The organism is Sphingorhabdus sp. (assembly GCF_044357595.1).
Classification (GTDB): domain Bacteria; phylum Pseudomonadota; class Alphaproteobacteria; order Sphingomonadales; family Sphingomonadaceae; genus Sphingorhabdus_B.
The window spans coordinates 84,998-101,042 of the sequence record NZ_JBIKPH010000001.1; the positions used below are offsets into that span (position 1 = coordinate 84,998).

14 protein-coding genes and 1 pseudogene are annotated in these 16,045 nt (G+C 55.5%); 5 read left to right on the forward strand and 10 right to left on the reverse strand.

The window, feature by feature from the left end; translation table 11 throughout:
- The first annotated feature begins 29 nt into the window (after positions 1 to 29).
- Positions 30 to 2,300 carry a TonB-dependent receptor gene (locus ACIQ2T_RS00410; protein ID WP_397589070.1) on the forward strand — a complete coding sequence of 757 codons (2,271 nt, stop codon included), beginning with the start codon at positions 30 to 32 and terminating at the stop codon, positions 2,298 to 2,300.
- A 140-nt stretch (positions 2,301 to 2,440) separates the two neighbouring features.
- Here ACIQ2T_RS00410 and ACIQ2T_RS00415 read toward each other — a convergent pair whose 3' ends face one another.
- The 8 genes from ACIQ2T_RS00415 to ACIQ2T_RS00450 form a co-directional block, all read right to left on the reverse strand.
- On the reverse strand, positions 2,441 to 3,805 hold the full coding sequence (locus ACIQ2T_RS00415) for an FAD-dependent oxidoreductase (RefSeq protein ID WP_397589071.1): 1,365 nt from the start codon (positions 3,803 to 3,805) through the stop codon (positions 2,441 to 2,443).
- Positions 3,802 to 5,469: a choline dehydrogenase gene (gene betA, locus ACIQ2T_RS00420; protein WP_397589072.1), complete on the reverse strand. Its 1,668-nt coding sequence runs from the start codon at positions 5,467 to 5,469 to the stop codon at positions 3,802 to 3,804. The genes ACIQ2T_RS00415 and betA overlap by 4 nt, the downstream gene beginning before the upstream one ends.
- Positions 5,456 to 7,453 carry a betaine-aldehyde dehydrogenase gene (gene betB, locus ACIQ2T_RS00425; RefSeq protein ID WP_397589073.1) on the reverse strand — a complete coding sequence of 666 codons (1,998 nt, stop codon included), beginning with the start codon at positions 7,451 to 7,453 and terminating at the stop codon, positions 5,456 to 5,458. Before betB ends, betA begins: the two co-directional genes overlap by 14 nt.
- Before the next feature lie 165 nt (positions 7,454 to 7,618).
- Positions 7,619 to 9,247, reverse strand: a complete 1,629-nt coding sequence (locus ACIQ2T_RS00430; protein ID WP_397589074.1) for a sulfatase-like hydrolase/transferase — start codon at positions 9,245 to 9,247, stop codon at positions 7,619 to 7,621.
- Positions 9,244 to 9,747: a hypothetical protein gene (locus ACIQ2T_RS00435; protein ID WP_397589075.1), complete on the reverse strand. Its 504-nt coding sequence runs from the start codon at positions 9,745 to 9,747 to the stop codon at positions 9,244 to 9,246. Before ACIQ2T_RS00435 ends, ACIQ2T_RS00430 begins: the two co-directional genes overlap by 4 nt.
- 42 nt (positions 9,748 to 9,789) lie before the next feature.
- The gene (locus ACIQ2T_RS00440; protein WP_397589076.1) at positions 9,790 to 10,152 is read right to left on the reverse strand and encodes a hypothetical protein; all 363 of its coding nucleotides are present in this window, start codon (positions 10,150 to 10,152) and stop codon (positions 9,790 to 9,792) included.
- Between the two features lie 26 nt (positions 10,153 to 10,178).
- Positions 10,179 to 10,811, reverse strand: a complete 633-nt coding sequence (locus tag ACIQ2T_RS00445) for a hypothetical protein (protein WP_397589077.1) — start codon at positions 10,809 to 10,811, stop codon at positions 10,179 to 10,181.
- A gap of 4 nt (positions 10,812 to 10,815) precedes the next feature.
- Positions 10,816 to 11,067 (reverse strand): hypothetical protein, encoded by a 252-nt coding sequence (locus ACIQ2T_RS00450; protein ID WP_397589078.1) that lies wholly within the window; start codon positions 11,065 to 11,067, stop codon positions 10,816 to 10,818.
- A gap of 121 nt (positions 11,068 to 11,188) precedes the next feature.
- On the opposite strand from ACIQ2T_RS00450, the gene ACIQ2T_RS00455 reads away from it, so the two are divergent.
- From ACIQ2T_RS00455 to ACIQ2T_RS00470, 4 genes are read left to right on the forward strand one after another with little or no spacing between them, the layout of a single operon-like run.
- Complete coding sequence (locus tag ACIQ2T_RS00455; protein ID WP_397589079.1) at positions 11,189 to 11,809, forward strand: TetR/AcrR family transcriptional regulator; 621 nt, start codon at positions 11,189 to 11,191, stop codon at positions 11,807 to 11,809.
- Complete coding sequence (locus ACIQ2T_RS00460; RefSeq protein ID WP_397589080.1) at positions 11,809 to 12,720, forward strand: formylglycine-generating enzyme family protein; 912 nt, start codon at positions 11,809 to 11,811, stop codon at positions 12,718 to 12,720. The genes ACIQ2T_RS00455 and ACIQ2T_RS00460 overlap by 1 nt, the downstream gene beginning before the upstream one ends.
- A gap of 58 nt (positions 12,721 to 12,778) precedes the next feature.
- The gene (locus tag ACIQ2T_RS00465) at positions 12,779 to 13,669 is read left to right on the forward strand and encodes a haloalkane dehalogenase (RefSeq protein ID WP_397589081.1); all 891 of its coding nucleotides are present in this window, start codon (positions 12,779 to 12,781) and stop codon (positions 13,667 to 13,669) included.
- 2 nt (positions 13,670 to 13,671) lie between these two features.
- On the forward strand, positions 13,672 to 14,574 hold the full coding sequence (locus ACIQ2T_RS00470; protein ID WP_397589082.1) for a haloalkane dehalogenase: 903 nt from the start codon (positions 13,672 to 13,674) through the stop codon (positions 14,572 to 14,574).
- Between the two features lie 15 nt (positions 14,575 to 14,589).
- Here the strand turns inward: ACIQ2T_RS00470 and ACIQ2T_RS00475 are convergent, their stop codons facing one another.
- Both ACIQ2T_RS00475 and ACIQ2T_RS00480 read right to left on the reverse strand, forming a co-directional pair.
- Positions 14,590 to 15,699 carry a hypothetical protein gene (locus tag ACIQ2T_RS00475; protein WP_397589083.1) on the reverse strand — a complete coding sequence of 370 codons (1,110 nt, stop codon included), beginning with the start codon at positions 15,697 to 15,699 and terminating at the stop codon, positions 14,590 to 14,592.
- 128 nt (positions 15,700 to 15,827) lie between these two features.
- A pseudogene (locus tag ACIQ2T_RS00480) lies at positions 15,828 to 16,045 on the reverse strand (arylsulfatase); the annotation flags it as partial.

A 16,045-nucleotide genomic window follows, 5' to 3' on the forward strand; every position in this document is an offset into this window, starting at 1 on the left:
GGCATGAACTTCTAACTAGGAGTTCTTTCATGCGCCGTTTGTCATTACTTGCTATTTTATTGTCCTCAACCACAATACTGCCCGCCTTTGCCCAAGGTGTGCCGACAAATGAGGCTTCGAGAGAAGACGAAATTATCGTTACGGCCCAAAAGCGCGAAGAACGTCAGATTGATGTCCCATTAACGATTACCGCGGTTACGGGAACACGCTTGCGCGAAATTGGCGTTAATGACCTAGACGAGCTTTCAAACTATGTCCCTGGGCTCAACATCCAGGAGCAGAGTGCGAACAACCCTGGCATCGTTATTCGTGGTATTACATCTGACTCCGGCTCTGCCCAGCAAGGCGCGCGCGTTACGCTTTATTATAACGGCGTTGATATCTCTCGTTCGCGCGGTTCTTATCAGGACATATTCGACATGGAGCGTATTGAGGTGGTCAAGGGACCACAAGCGACCCTCTTTGGCACCGCCTCTGCGGTCGGCGCGATCAGCTTGATCTCCGCGCGGCCAGAAGATGGCTTCAGCGGCGAATTGGGCGGCACATATGGTAACTTCAATCAACATTCAGCCACTGGGTTTATCAACGCAGGCTCGGAAAAGGTCGCTGGACGCGTTGCCTTTGCCTACAAAAAGCGTGACGGTTATGTAAACAATTTGGCTGCCAGCCAAGACGACTTATACGCTCAAGACCAGTTTGGTACGCGCGGTTCGCTGCGGTTTAAACCCAGTGACGCGTTTACCGCCGACTTGATCCTTACCTATGACCGTCAGCGGAATTCAGGCACACCCTTTATCTCCCTTACGTATCCAACCGCGTCGGGCGCGCCCAACGCTTTTGGCGATGCAGCCCTTGGCGGCACACCCAACGCACTCCGGGATCTCGGGCTGAGCAAACTTGGTCTCAAGCGCGATGTCTATGATGCCAATCTGACGGTCAACTGGGATATCGCAGATGATTGGGTGCTCACTATGGTCAACGGCTACCGCAAGTTTGACTCGCTAGAAGTGTTTGATGCGGATGGCACAGCTGCCGAATATCTTGAGTTCGCTGAGCTTGCCCAAGGTGACCAGTTTAATCAGGAAACCCGTTTCTCCTACAACAGCGACAAATTCCGCGGGTCGTTCGGATTTAACTACTTCCACGAAAACGGGGTGCAAAACGTACCCTTCTCAACGAATGAAAACACGTTTTTTGCTTGCCTCACCGCAACCGCCGCAACGCGGGCGCAGTGCGTAGCTCCAGATGGTAGCGTTCCTGCCGCCGCCAAACCGCGCATCGACTATCGGTCATTCTTCGAAAATCAGGGCCGTAACACCAGCTATTCCATGTTTGCCGACGGCACGTGGATCCCGACGCCAAGTCTCGAGATTACAGCAGGTGTTCGCGTGCAGATAGAAAAACGACTCTCAGGGTTCCGGGCTGGCGTGCCGCGTTCGGGATTGACCGGGGGCGCGTCAGTTGTACCCGGACAAGTCGATACGGCAGGGCAGACATTCAAGTCTGAGGATAGTTATGCCGACGTGCTTCCGCGCTTTAACCTGCTGTATAAATTCTCGGACAATTTCAATGCCTACGCCACCGTATCAAAAGGACGCCGCTCGGCAATCGTCAATGTCTCTGCGCGCTCTACATCAGGTGGCCCCGTTGCCAATATATCGCCAGTTCTAGAGGAAGTTCTCTGGAACTATGAGCTCGGGGTAAAGGGCACTGTGGGTATCCTTTCAGGATCAATCGGTGTTTACTATCTGACATATGATAATTTTCAGGTGAGCATCATCATCCCACCAAGCATTGTCGGCGTAACGCAAAGCGCAGGCACGGCGACAAACAAAGGCGTTGAGGCAGAAGTTAATGTCCGCCCAACATCATGGCTGACAATGTTCGCCAACGGCGCTTACATTGATGGTGGCATCGACAACCGAGCAGATATTGCGGCAAACTTCCGCGGTGCCAAATTCCGGTTGCAGCCTGACTATCAGGCATCGGCAGGTTTGATCATTGATGCTCCGCTCGGTAACGTTAATGTGTTCGCAACGCCTAGCATCACGTATCGCAGCAAGCTGTATTTCGAAACGCCTAACCTTGAAGCGCGGAGCCAAGGACCGGTTACGCTCGTCAATATCGTCGGTGGCGTTCGGTTCGCCGATAATCGCTACGAAATCTCTGCCTTTGCGCGCAACATTTTCAACAGTCGCTACTTGCTCGACGCCGGAAACACCGGGGGAGCCTTTGGCATCCCTAGCTTTATCCCCGGTGAACCACGGTTCTATGGATTGAAAATGAGCGCAAAATTCTGAAGCGTGATAAAATAGGAACGATCACGCTTGTGCTGTAGATTTCGAAAAACGCTTGGCCAGTGCAGACGCTGGCCAAGCGTTGCATTTGCCGGAACACAGGAGGGGTGGGCCAAGGATTGGCTAATCACTCTCAAAGTGCTCTAACCAATTCTCGCGCCTTGGCGGATCAGTTCCTGTTGCACAGCGCTGATATCAACGTCACAAAAATCCCGGTCCGACTTGACCGCCAACGCGGCTGCAACGCCGGCGCCTTGCCCTGAAACCGCGCAGCACATCATGTTTCGTACGGCCGCATGGCTGACCTTGTCGCCACCAATCACGCGGCCGGCGGTAATCAAATGCTTCACACTCTTGGGCAACATCGACCGGTAGGGCAGATGGAAATAGCGGCCTGTAGTTGGTAAAATAAGATAGCCGTAGCCGTCGATAAATTCCGGGAAGATGCCAATGCTATCGTCAAACCGGCCTTGTTCCATCACGTCGTCTGCCGTCATATTGTACACCGCATCAATCTTGCGCGTATCGCGAATGCCGAGCGTCATACCGAAGTTTCGTAGCTTGGCCTCCTCACAGCCGGGCATGAACGCCTGCAACGCCGCAATGGCATGCATCGCCTGCTTACGCCCTGCCATCTCGCCATGCGTTAGCGCATCGGGGTTGGTACCGTCGAGATAGAGGTGGCACATGTTGAGATAGGTCAGGTCCCCCTGATCCGAGACTGTACCCCAAGTGCCCGCCATTGTTTTCACGCTGTCTGGGATCAGCCCTGCTTCCAATGCCTTTTGAAACGGCTTACGCAAAAAGGGCGAAAACATCTCATCCTCTTTGCCGCTGGTGATCACTTCCCACTCACCACCCACAGCCCAGTCACCATAGGTCTGCGGGTCGGCCTTTACGGCGTCAATAAACCGGGTCTTATTGACGCCGCACATCGAAAACATGACCGAGACGGACATCATCTCGTCGACCGGATGCATATGCGTCGGGGCCCCGGCCCGGTGGGCAATGTCGGCATCTCCCGTTGCGTCAATCACGCGTTTGGCGAGGATAGCTTCTCGTCCCGCCTTGCTCTCCACAATCACGCCGCGGATCGTGTTTCCGTCCATGATCGGCGCAACGCATAATCTGTGGAGCATCGGGATGACGCCTGCTTCTTCCACCAGCGTGTCTGCTACAAATTTGAAGGCTTCGGCATCCAGACTGTGGCTGATGGATTGGGGCTCAGGCATGGCTGCGCCCATCAACTTTGCGCGGTCTTCGAACTCACGTCCGATGCCTTCACTGTCGATGGTTGCCGGATGCCGATACCAAGCAAAACCCTCGACCCCAACTTGGGTGATATTGCCGCCGAAGCAGCCATAACGTTCCAGCAACGTCGTTTCGACGCCCGCCCGCGCCGATGCCAACGCGGCGGCAAGGCCGCCAGGGCCGGAGCCAATGACAAGGACATCCGTCTGGCGGATTACATCAATTTTGCGAGCGGGTTCGAGGATAGTATTCATCATCTCTGGGCAACTTCCCAATTTGGCGCGACATAAAAAGGCGCGTTGGACGGGGCAAGCATTGGCTTTCCAAGGATGTGATCGGCGCCCTTTTCACCAATCATGATCGTCGGCGCATTAAGATTGCCTGTGGTGATGGTCGGCATAACGCCGCTATCGACAACGCGAAGTCCTTGGACACCGATGACGCGCAATTCAGGGTCTACGACCGCCATTGGATCACGCGGGCTGCCCATCTTGCATGTGCAGCTGGGATGTAATGCGCTTTCAACATGTTCGGCAATGAAGGCATCAATCTGCGCATCGGTGACAGTGTCAGCGCCGGGCTGAATTTCACGTCCACGGAATGGCGCAAAGGCCGGTTGTTGAAAAATCTCGCGGGTCAGCCGCACACAGGCCCGCATCTCCGCCCAGTCGTCGGGATGGCTCATATAATTGAACAGGATTTTGGGCTTGTCGTGCGGGTCTGCGCTTTTGAGCGTCACTGTGCCTCGGCTTTTCGAGCGCATGGGGCCGACATGGGCTTGAAAGCCATGTTCGGTTGCCAGCGACGATCCGTCATAATTGATTGCCATTGGAAAGAAATGATATTGGACATCAGGATATTTTATACCCGCACGGCTGCGGATAAAGCCGCAGCTTTCAAACTGGTTTGACGCCCCCAAGCCTGATCGACCAAATAGCCATTGCGCGCCGACCATCGCTTTACCGAGAAGATTTGCCTTGCCGTAAAGAGTGATGGGTTGGGTGCAGGCCATTTGAAAATAGAATTCCAGATGATCCTGTAAGTTTGCGCCGACACCGGGGCGGTCAGCGCGCACTTCTATGCCATTCGCTTGTAACTCGTCTGCGGGGCCAATGCCGGAAAGCTTGAGCAGCTGCACGGAATTGATAGGGCCGCCCGACAGGATGACTTCGCGCGTAGCGTGCAGCTGATGCATCTGCCCCGCTTGTTCATATTCCACGCCAACCGCGCGCGTGCCTTCAAACAGGATGCGCGTGACAAGCGCCTGTTCAATAACTGTCATATTGGGCCGCTTACGGGCTTCGTAAAGATAGGCCTTGGCCGCCGAACAGCGCGTGCCGTCACGCACCGTCATATCCATTCGGCCAAAGCCTTCTTGGGCATAGCCATTATAGTCTTCGGTCAGGGCATAGCCCGCCTGTTGCGCGGCATCGAGCCACGCCTGATGCAGCGGGTTGTCGAGCGGGCCATAGCTGGTCGACAGTGGACCATCGCCGCCCCGATACTCGTTGCCTCCTTCGGCGCGGCCTTCGGCGCGTTTGAAATAGGGTAAAACGTCGGCATAGCCCCAACCGGTGGCGCCCTCATCCTCTTTCCAGCGTTCAAAATCGAGCGCGTTGCCGCGGACGTAGACAAGTCCGTTAATCGAAGAGGATCCGCCTAGACCCTTGCCGCGCGGGCAGTTCAGGCGTCGGTTATTCAAATGCGGCTCCGGCTCGCTTTCATAGCCCCAGTTCCAACGCTTGGTATTCATGGGATAGGCAAGCGCTGCTGGCATCTGAATGAAGATTGAGCGGTCACTGCCGCCATATTCAAGCAATACCACTTGATGCGTGCCATCGGCACTCAACCGGTCCGCCAGCACACAACCGGCAGACCCTGCACCGACGATGATATAATCGGCAGCCTCAATAAGGGGCATCGATTGGCTCCATCGCAATATAGACGCTCTTTAACTGGGTATAATGTTCAATCGCCGCTTTGCCATTTTCGCGGCCAAGACCGGACTGCTTATTGCCGCCAAATGGCATTTCAATAGGCGTAATATTGTAGGTGTTGATCCAGCAGGTGCCTGCCTCCAGCGCCGCGATAACACGGTGCGCGCGGGGCAAGTTATTCGTAAAAATACCTGCAGCCAGACCAAAATCTGTATTGTTGGCCCGCGCAATAACCTCTGCTTCATCTTCAAAATCGAGCACTGCCATCACGGGGCCGAAAATCTCTTCGCGGACGATGGCCATCTCGTCAGTACAGCCGGCGAAGATCGTTGGTTCGACAAAGGACCCCTGCGCAAGATTTCCATTTATCACCCGCTTGCCACCGGTCAGCAGGGTTGCGCCCTGCTGCTGACCAAGCGCAATATACCTCAGTACTTTTTCCATATGCGCCGGAGAAATCAGCGCGCCCATTTGGGTTGCGGGATGGAGCGGATCGCCAATCACTATCGCCTCAGTGCGCGCCTTCAGTTTTGCAAGAAACGCATCACGGACATTTCTATGAACAAATACCCGCGTGCCGTTGGTGCAAACCTCGCCCGCAGAATAGAAATTTGCGAGCAGAGCGCCGGAAACGGCTTCGTCGAGATCTGCGTCCTCGAAGACGATCAGCGCGGATTTTCCGCCAAGTTCAAAGGTCACATATTTTAGCGTGCCTGCCGCATCGACCATAACCTTTTTGCCAGTACCGACTTCGCCTGTCAGCGACACTTTGGCAATGCCGGGATGCAGGCTCAGCAAGCGGCCGGTGTCTGCCTTGCCTTGCACCACTTGGAATAGTCCATCCGGCAGGCCAGCATCGCGATAGGCCTTTTCCAGCTCAATCGCGGTCAGCGGGGTAAGCTCGGCCGGTTTGAAGATCATAGCGTTTCCGCAAGCCAGCGCTGGTCCGGATTTCCAGCATGCGATCTGGATGGGGTAGTTCCAAGCGCCAATGCCAGCGACCACACCCAAGGGTTCGCGCCGGGAATAGCCGAATGCACCCGTGCCAAGATCATGATGTTCACCTGCTATCGTCCGTGCAAGGCCAGCATAATATTCGATGCAATCCGCGCCGGATAGAACATCCACAGCAATTGTTTCTTGAATGGGCTTGCCTGTATCTTGCGTCTCAAGTCGGGCGAGCGTTTCGTTGCGCTCAACAAGCAGCGCAGAAGCGCGGTGGAGGATACGCCCACGTTCCACACCTGGCGTTTTTGCCCACAGTTTTTGTGCTTCGGCCGCGCGACACACAGCATTGTCGACCTCTGCCTGTCCGTCTATCCGGATCGTCGCAAGCAGTTGCCCTGTCGCCGGGTTGATCGTGTCAAAATGCGATGCAACCGGCAAAGGTCGAGGGGATTCTAAATTTCGCGCGATGAAATCAAAGATAAGATCCCGCGCTAAGCCGTTTTGTAATGCCCCGCCGCCATTCATCGCTGCGCGCAGCCAAACGCCATCAATCATCGCGGCTATGGTGTCCGCCATGGGCGATACATCACGCGCATCGACCAGCTGACGCAAATCAAATTTCAGGTTGGACAACATGCGCTTTTGATGCGCGCGCTGCACGCGGGCAAGTTGCGGCACATGCAGGGCCTGCCCCCAAAAGGACAGCCAAATCCGGGCACTATCCTCCGCATATACATTATGCCCCAGATGCGAATCCACCAGTGCCTCTATGCGCGCACGCGGCCCCGCAGCAAGCCCGATGCGCACTGTTGCCTGATTGTTCAGCTGACGCACCACGGATCGGAAGGCAGCTTCGAGAAGGGCTTCTTTACTGCCAAAATAATGCACAATCAGCGCGGCCGAGACATGTGCTTGTCTCGCCACCTTATTGAACGTGAATTCAACTATTCCATATTCAGCTATAACAACGATTGCCGAAGCAATAATATTTTGGTGACGCGCGTTAGAATGTCGGGGCATAACATAGGTGTATCAAATATTGAACGTTGATTCAATAGCGACTGCAGATCCACGCCACCGTACTAGAAAAGGCTTTGGACCGGAGCCATTCTCGGCACATTATACGTGGCGTGAGAGGAAGGCTCCGGTAATGGCTAACAACATGACCCCAACATCACTGCGCGCTTAGTTCGCCCAATAGACATATTCCTGATCCTTCTTCCATTGGGCGTTGAGCGGAACGTCGATCCGGATCGCGCCCTCGAGTAGGCCGGGCCATAATGGCGTGGGTAAACCTGCATTTTGTGCATCGATCAACTTACGCAGTTCCGCCACGCGTGCGGGTTCCTTGGCGGCCAAGTTGATTTGCTCGGTTGGGTCGGTGGCGAGGTTGAACAGCCATGCCTTTTCGGGACGTTTGGAAATTTGCAATTTCCAGTCGCCCGCGCGGACAACGCGGTAATGCCCCGAACGCCAGAAGGTGATGTCGCGTTTTGGCCCCGTGCCAAATAGATTGAAGCTGTCCATCTTGCGATCACTGGGTAGGCTTGCACCAGTTGCCGCTGCAATCGTTGCAAACATATCGAGATGCTGGGCGACATCGTTGCGCACGGTACCCGGCGTGATTCTGCCGGGCCAGCGCATCAGCATCGGTACATGGATGCCTCCTTCGAAGAAGGTGCCTTTATACCCGCGATAGGGCGTGTTGTGGTCCTTTATGCCTGTGTACCACGCGCCGCCATTGTCGCTGGTAAAGATAACCAGCGTATTGTTGTCGAGGCCTGTATCCTTCAGTTTTTGCAGGACATCGCCAATCCGCCGGTCAAGTTGGCGCATCATCGCGCCATAGACGCGCTGGGTATGATCCTTAATCTGCGGCAGAGCGTCATAATCCGATTTCAGCGCCTGCAATGGTGTGTGTGGTGCATTATAGGCGAGGTACATGAAGAAGGGCCGGTTCTTGTTTGCGTCAATCGCGGCCAGTGCATTGTCGGTGAAATAGTCAGTCAGATGGCCTTTGGGACGAAAGCGCTGACTGTCCCCCCAATAGATGGCATGCGGAAGATTTGCCCATAAAAAGCGATCGATGGGATCCCATGGCAACTTTGCATTGACGACTTGAGGGTCATCTTCAGCCATAAACAAATCTCCACCCGCACGCATGCCAAGACTTTCGTCAAAACCCTGTGACGTTGGCCGCAATGGTTTGGCTTCACCCAGATGCCATTTGCCGATGTGGATATTATGATACCCCTTGGCTTTCAGTATCTCGGGCAACATGATTTCCGCATTGGGCACCCCCATGTCGGCATAAGCGGGCAGGTCGTGGTTCAGTTCTTTATGATAGATGGTTGGATAAGGCGACGTGCCGTTGTTATGCGCCAGGCTTGAAACAAAAGCCGCTGGAACGGCGGTAAATTCAAAACCGAACCGCGTCGGATAACGCCCCGTCATCAAGGCCGCGCGCGACGGCGAGCAGGTGGCGTTGGCGGCATAGCCATTGGCAAAGCTGACACCCTGTTTGGCAATCGAATCGATATTGGGGGTGGGCACTGCGCCACCGGCAACGCCGCCGCCGTACAGCGAAATGTCGTTCATCCCCAGATCATCGGCGACAATCAGGATGACGTTGGGCGGACGTTTGCCTGCGGGTGCCACCGCAGGGCCTTGCGCCCATTCAATTGGACGATTTTCGGCAATGGGTTCAACCCATTCGCCAATGATACCGGGCAGATAGATTTTATACTGCTGAAAACCCAAATAGCCCGCGCCGATCAATAGAACTAAGGCCCCGATCCATGTGCGTTTTTTCATACAGAAATCTCCGGTTGGTGTAGGCTCGAGCGCCGCACTGAAAGCCACAGAAACAGCAATATAACGGGTAGAAAAACTAGGCTGCTATAATGTTCGGGCGGGTGATGGCCGTTGACGGGTATATGCTTTATCCAACCCGACCAGCTGAGCAACAGGCGCTCAATGAAAGACACAATAAGAAACAGCGGCACCAATGCGCGGTAGCGCAAAGCGACAACCAGCGTGACGATGCCATGTGCAATCTGAGTTGCCCCCGCCCACGCAAACATGCCGAAAATCATTGTGGGATTATGGCTGAGATCCAGCCCTGCAATAACGCCCGCGCCACCGTCGGGCAGGAAACTGTGGATCATCCCCGGAACGATCCATACGATACCATATAATGCCAAAAACCACGCAGAGTAGCGCGAGCCATGATACTGCTCGTTGTTACTCGGAGGTAGGAAAACGCTCATCCTGCAAAGCCCGTAAGGGCAATAGATGCCAATGCCTTTATCCATGTGAGTGTGCGCATTCCCAATATCTTCCCAATCCTCACTTTATTAATCGATATCCCGTCCGGCAAAAAACATGATCGCCCAGCCACTTGCCATCAAGACTCCTGCAATAGCGGTCATCCAGTTGGCCAAACCCCAAAAATCCAACGCGACGCCATAGTGAAGCAACGCAAACAAAAGCGATCCGCCCAGTAAGAAGGCCGGGGCGTGCCGCGCGGAACTGGCCCCGACATTCATAAAAGTGGCGCAAGCTATGCTGGCCATGCTGTGCATGAATTGAATTTGGGCGCCGAGGCGCACGAGCGCGGACATATGCTCAGACAGATGAGTGGAGAGAATAAGTGCGGTAATCGATATAAGAGCATTGATCGTGGCAAGCCGCATCCATGATCGCCGTGTCCAGCGCATTATTTGTGGCTCTGTCGGTCGCACATTCATCCTGCGCTTGTCAGCAGTGCAATGTGTGTCAGCGCCGCAAGCAGAGCCAGAACCAGCGCGACAGTTACCCGCGGACTGAGATAAAAAGACACAATGCGCTGCGTGGGGAACGAGAACGTAGCAAGCGTACCGAGTAACTTATCGGAATGACCTTCGGTAAATAGGGGGTCCATCACCAGCTTCATCATGTCGCGGCGACTGCGGTAGCGCATCAGGCCAAAGATCGTCCAGTCGGGATCCGCCTCGGTGTTCCACGCATCAATATAGCCGCCAACCTTGCGTCCGACCATGCCGGGATGGCCGCCCGTGCGGAACAGAACCGATATGAAGCGTTTCGAATAGCGCTTGAGCAGGTCAAAGCCTTGAACCATTTGCCCCGTTTTTGGGTCCTCAACCTGCTCCATCTGCGCCTTGACCAGATTGAGCATGACAAACTCGCGGCCGTCATCGGCTTCAAGGAAAGCCCGCATAACATCCGCGCGATTGCCTGTGCCCTCGAAACGACCCGCCACTTGTGCCAGAAACGCATCAATCTCGGCAGGTTTCAGCGGACCGGACCAATTGTCATACCAGAGCCGAAATATGCCATAAGCGAGCAATGCGGTGCCCCAGATTATCCATGTAGTCATGTCTTTAATTGCTCCTTTTCTTGGCGCGCTCGGCATCGCGCCGCGCCTTTGCGGCCTTCTGGCAGGCGGGTGATGTTTTTTTGATATTCTTGATCAGACAAGCGCGGACATTTTCGCGGTTAAACGTTCTCAATTCTGCGGAGCAATATTTAACGATGTCGGGCATGCACGCTTCGCGCACATTGTCTTGCGCCGACACGGGAACGGCAGAAAGAAGCAGGGCAGACGCCCCCAAAATGAGCACTATTCTTGGCATCTTTATCCTCATTCTTCCCAAATAGCTTGGCGGAATGTTATTGGCATTAATTGTGCCAAAATATATTTGCAATCGCTTTTGTCGCTTGCGCCGGCGCCTATTTGCCGCAAAACAGGGGTCTATGACCAACGTATCGTATAAAATGACATCACGATCGGAAGTGCCACTGACTGATGGTCGGCGCGAACGAAGCCGATCCAGCCGGAGTAAGATTGTCGCAGCGATGCTCGATCTTGTCGGTAAAGGTGATGTTGCACCAAGTGCTGCGCGGGTTGCGGAGGTGGCAGGCGTCGGTCTCCGTTCGGTTTTTCGACACTTTGACGATATGGATGAACTTTACCGCGAAATGGGCGAGGTGATTGAGGCGCAGGTCATGCCCATCATCCTCCAGCCGCCAACGGGCGCTACTTGGCGGGAAAAGCTGTTCGACATCGCTGATCGTCGAGCGATGGTTTTCGAAACCATTCTGCCTTATCGGATTTCAGCCAATCTCAAACGTTTCCAGTCGCCCTATCTGATGCAGGACTATCGCCGGATGCTGCGGCTCGAATCTGATACCATTAGGTCATATTTGCCAGCGACGGTAAAGGCCGATGTTGCGGGTACCCATGGTCTAAATGTCATCCTGAGCTTCCAGACATGGCGGCTGCTGCGGCATGATCAGGAATTGCCTTTTGAGGATGCCAAGTCTGTTGTGCGGCGTTTGCTCGGCGATGCTATGACCGGAATGCCGGAGGATTGATGCAGCGCTTTGGCTTTGCTCTAGCTCTGCTGCTGTTGTCTGCTTGCGGTGATGCATCTGGGCCGCCCAAAACAGTCTGCACTGGCCAGTCCGGCAACAAGATGTTGTGGGTACCCAGCGGCAGTTTCGTGATGGGTGACAATCCGCATTACGCTGAAGAAGGCCCTCCGCAGACCGTTACGGTCAAGGGCTTCTGGATCGACGCGTATGAAGTGACCAACGCCGAATTCGCAACCTTTGTAAAGGCGACGGGTTACAAGACCATGTCGGAACGTAATCCACCCAATCTGCCCAATGCGCCGCCAGAAATGCTGGTGCCTGGTTCAGCTGTATTCAATATTCCGTCGGACGCAGACTCGCGCTGGTGGCGCTGGGTGCCGGGCGCGCAGTGGCGGCACCCTTCGGGGTTGAAGGAAAGTATTGTCGGGCGAGATCGCGAACCCGTTGTCCAGATCGCCTATCAGGACGCAGAGGCCTATGCGCAATGGGTCGGAAAGGAATTGCCGAGCGAGGCGCAATGGGAATACGCCGCGCGCGGCGGCGCGGGAGCTTTGCCGGAGCCACTTGATGCGAAGGGCCAGCCGCAAGCAAATTATTATCAGGGGGTTTTTCCGGTCAAAAACGTAAACACCGATGGCTATATCGGTCGTGCGCCCGTGGGTTGCTTCAAACCAAACGGATTTGGACTTTATGATATGATCGGAAATGTCTGGGAATGGACGAGCGCCAGCGGATCGCGCGCCGACGCCAGCGAACCGGTAAACGTCATTAAAGGCGGCTCCTACCTCTGCGCTGCCAATTATTGCGCCCGCTATCGTCCCGCCGCGCGCCAGTTTCAGGAACGCGGGCTAGGAACCGACCATATCGGGTTTCGGTTAGTTGACACGAAGAAGGCTGGGCCGGCTTCTTGACCCGTCACTTATAATATGGCACTCAAAGTGCCAATAACATTATCTTAGGGAGTATCTCTTGAAAGTCCTTCGCACACCCGAAAGCGCCTTTGCGGCAATTGACGATTTCCCTTTTGCGCCAAACTATCTGGAGATTGCCGATCCCTCCGACGGCACGCCATTGCGCGTGCATTACGTCGATGAAGGGCTGCGCGATGCGCCGGTGGTGCTGATGATGCATGGTGAGCCAAGCTGGAGCTATCTCTACCGCCATATGATTGGCCCGGTGGTCGCGGCAGGCTTTCGCGTGGTCGCGCCTGACCTGATTGGATTTGGAAAATCGGACAAGCCAACCAAGAAAAAAGATTATAGCTATGCCCGCCACGTTGGCTGGATGCGCCAATGGATAGAGGCGCTTGACCTTAGCAACATGACGCTCGTCTGTCAGGATTGGGGCTCGCTAATCGGTCTGCGTCTTGTCGCGGAAATGCCGGATCGCTTTGGCAGTGTGGTATTGTCCAATGGCGGCTTGCCCGAAGGCGGCCCCGCACCACGCGCGTTTGCCATTTGGCGTGCTTTTTCGCAATGGAGCCCATTCTTTCCGATTGGTAAAATTGTCAACGCTGGGTCAAAGCGCGCGCTTAGTGCTGCCGAGATTGCCGCTTATGACGCACCGTTTCCGGACAGCAGCTACAAGGCTGGGGCCCGGATATTCCCGACCTTCGTTCCGTTCGAGAACAATGTCGCGATCCCCGATCAGAAGCGCGCCTGGCAGGTGTTTGAGCAATGGGACAAGCCGTTCCTGTGCTGCTTTAGTGATGGCGACCCAGTGACACGCGGCGGCGAGAGCAGGTTCATTGGCCGCGTTCCTGGTACTGCGGGTCAGCCGCATTGCACGTTGAAGGGCGGCCATTTCATCCAAGAAAATGATCCTCAAGGCTTCGTCGACTGCATCCTAAAAGTGCTTTAGCGATGAAGGTCTTGCGCACCCCCGAGGCCGCTTTCGCGGACCTTCCGGACTATCCCTTCGCTGCACATTATGTTGAGGTTAATACGCAGGGCACACCACCCTTGCGGCTTCATTATGTCGATGAAGGCCCCCGCAACGCTTCGCCAATCCTGCTGCTGCATGGAGAGCCGACCTGGTCATATCTCTACCGCAAATTTATACCACCGCTCGCCGCCGCTTGCCATCGCGTGCTGGCACCTGATTTGATTGGCTTTGGCAAGTCTGACAAGCCTGCCAGTCGTGACGATTATAGCTATGAACGCCATGTCGCTTGGATAAGCGACTGGCTGACGCAGCTTGATCTGCATAACATCACGCTGTTCTGTCAGGATTGGGGCGGGTTGATCGGGCTGCGATTGGTCGCCGCTTTTCCGGATCGTTTTGCCCGGTTAGTGATTTCAAACACCTATCTGCCCGTTGGCGAGAATATTGGTTCGGGTTTCGATGGCTGGTCTGCATTCAGCCAGGCCACGCCCGAATTCAAAATCGGCCGGATCGTTGATGGCGGCTGTAATCGCGGACTGACCAGCGCCGAGATCGCAGCCTATGATGCGCCGTTCCCCGATGAGCGTTTCAAGGCCGGCGCGCGCCAGTTTCCCTTGCTCGTGCCTGTGACCCCTGACCATCTGTCTGTCGCCGAAAATTCTGCGGCTTGGGCACAGCTCGAACGCTTCGAAAAGCCGGTGCTCACTTGCTTTGGCGATCAGGACAAAGTGCTAGGTCATCTTGATACGGAAATTCAGCGGCGCATTCCGGGCGCTAAGGGGCAACCACATTGCCGGATTGACGCCAGCCATTTTTGTCAGGAAGATCAGCCGGAACAGCTTGTCGATCTCATCCTCAATTTTATCGCTGCACAGACATAAGTTCGGCTGCGCGGATCACGTCAACGCGATCCGCGTCAGCTGATCCATCGAGCACCAATAGAAATCTTGATTCCAGCCTGGTGAGGGAAACACCACGCCTTGCATCAACCCACCTGTTTCAACCCGCGCAACGGTCGCTCCGCTGGAGATATCGAGCAGAACGATTGCTTCGCGGCGCTGATAATCATTAGTGCAAATCAGGCCACTTTCGGGGAAATGCAGCATGTGGCTGGCGCAGCCCAAACCATCTTGCCGCCACAGTGGCACGAGCGCGCGTTTCTCTTCCTCGAAGCGGAAGCCGCAGATGACGCGATTGGCGCTGTCATATGCGATGACAATTTGCCGTGCTTCGTCCCAAAGCCGCGGGTTGGTGACGCTGCCACCCGGCAAACCGCTGACGTCGATGGACTGCCAGTCTTCAGCATCGGCAAGTGAAACGCGGATGAGCCGGTTGGGTGCCTGCGCAACGCCGCGCCCAATCATATTTGTACGATAGCGATGCTGGCCGTTGTCCATCAGCCAAAGGTGCCGGTCCCCGATTACCGCATCCCAGCCATGGCTGCGTTGGCTGTCGCCGATATAGGGGCAGGACCAGCTATCGTCGCGCCGCAGGGCAGTGCCATCCCAACGATAGCGGGTTAATGTCCGCACACCGACCACATAGACGGTGTTTCCAACGGCGCTGAGTCGCGCCACCGATGGCTCGGCACAATCGAGCGGTGGGCAGACCAGAGCCAAATCGTCCGGATCGATCACGCAAAGCTGTGCTGAGGTGCTAACCGAAAGATTCTTCGTTACAATCAACCCGCAATCGAGGATCACGAAACTGTTATAGGGTTGATTGATCGGCAATCTCGCTGCCGCGCGGACAGTTAGATCCGCGCGGGCTAGGCGATGGATGTGGCGCCCATAGACGGTGTATAGATCGCCATTGCGGTGAATAGCCATCCCGCCCGGCCACATCGGTCCGCCATCAAGGCGGGGACTGCGGGCGAGGGCGCGCAGCGTCAACGGATCGATACGCTCGACCTGCGCGGTCGTCGGCAGTCCGATCTGCGATCGCAGCGCCTGATGGGTCATCACGAAAATCTCGCCCGGATCGCCGAGCACGGTCATCGTCGTCATCAACCGCCGCCGCGAGGTCGCCGCGAGCCGCAGACTGCCAGGTTCTGTAAGAGGCTGAGGATCGGGAGTCGACTGTAACCGGCAAGGGCCGCCGTCCTCGCTGGGCCAGGGGCTCGGCCAATAGCCCTTCACCGGGGAGTCCGCCGTCTGCGCCACCAGATCAAGGCTGCTGTCGCCATCATCAAGGCCGCACCCACCGGCCATAACCTGAGCAGCCGAGGTATCAGTAAAGTACGCAATGCGTTGGCCAAAATCTGGTCAGGCGCTGTAAAACCTTCAGGCATTGGCAACACTTTATTTGCCTTGGCAAATGCGGCATAATCCTTTTGCATGGCGACAAAGCGTT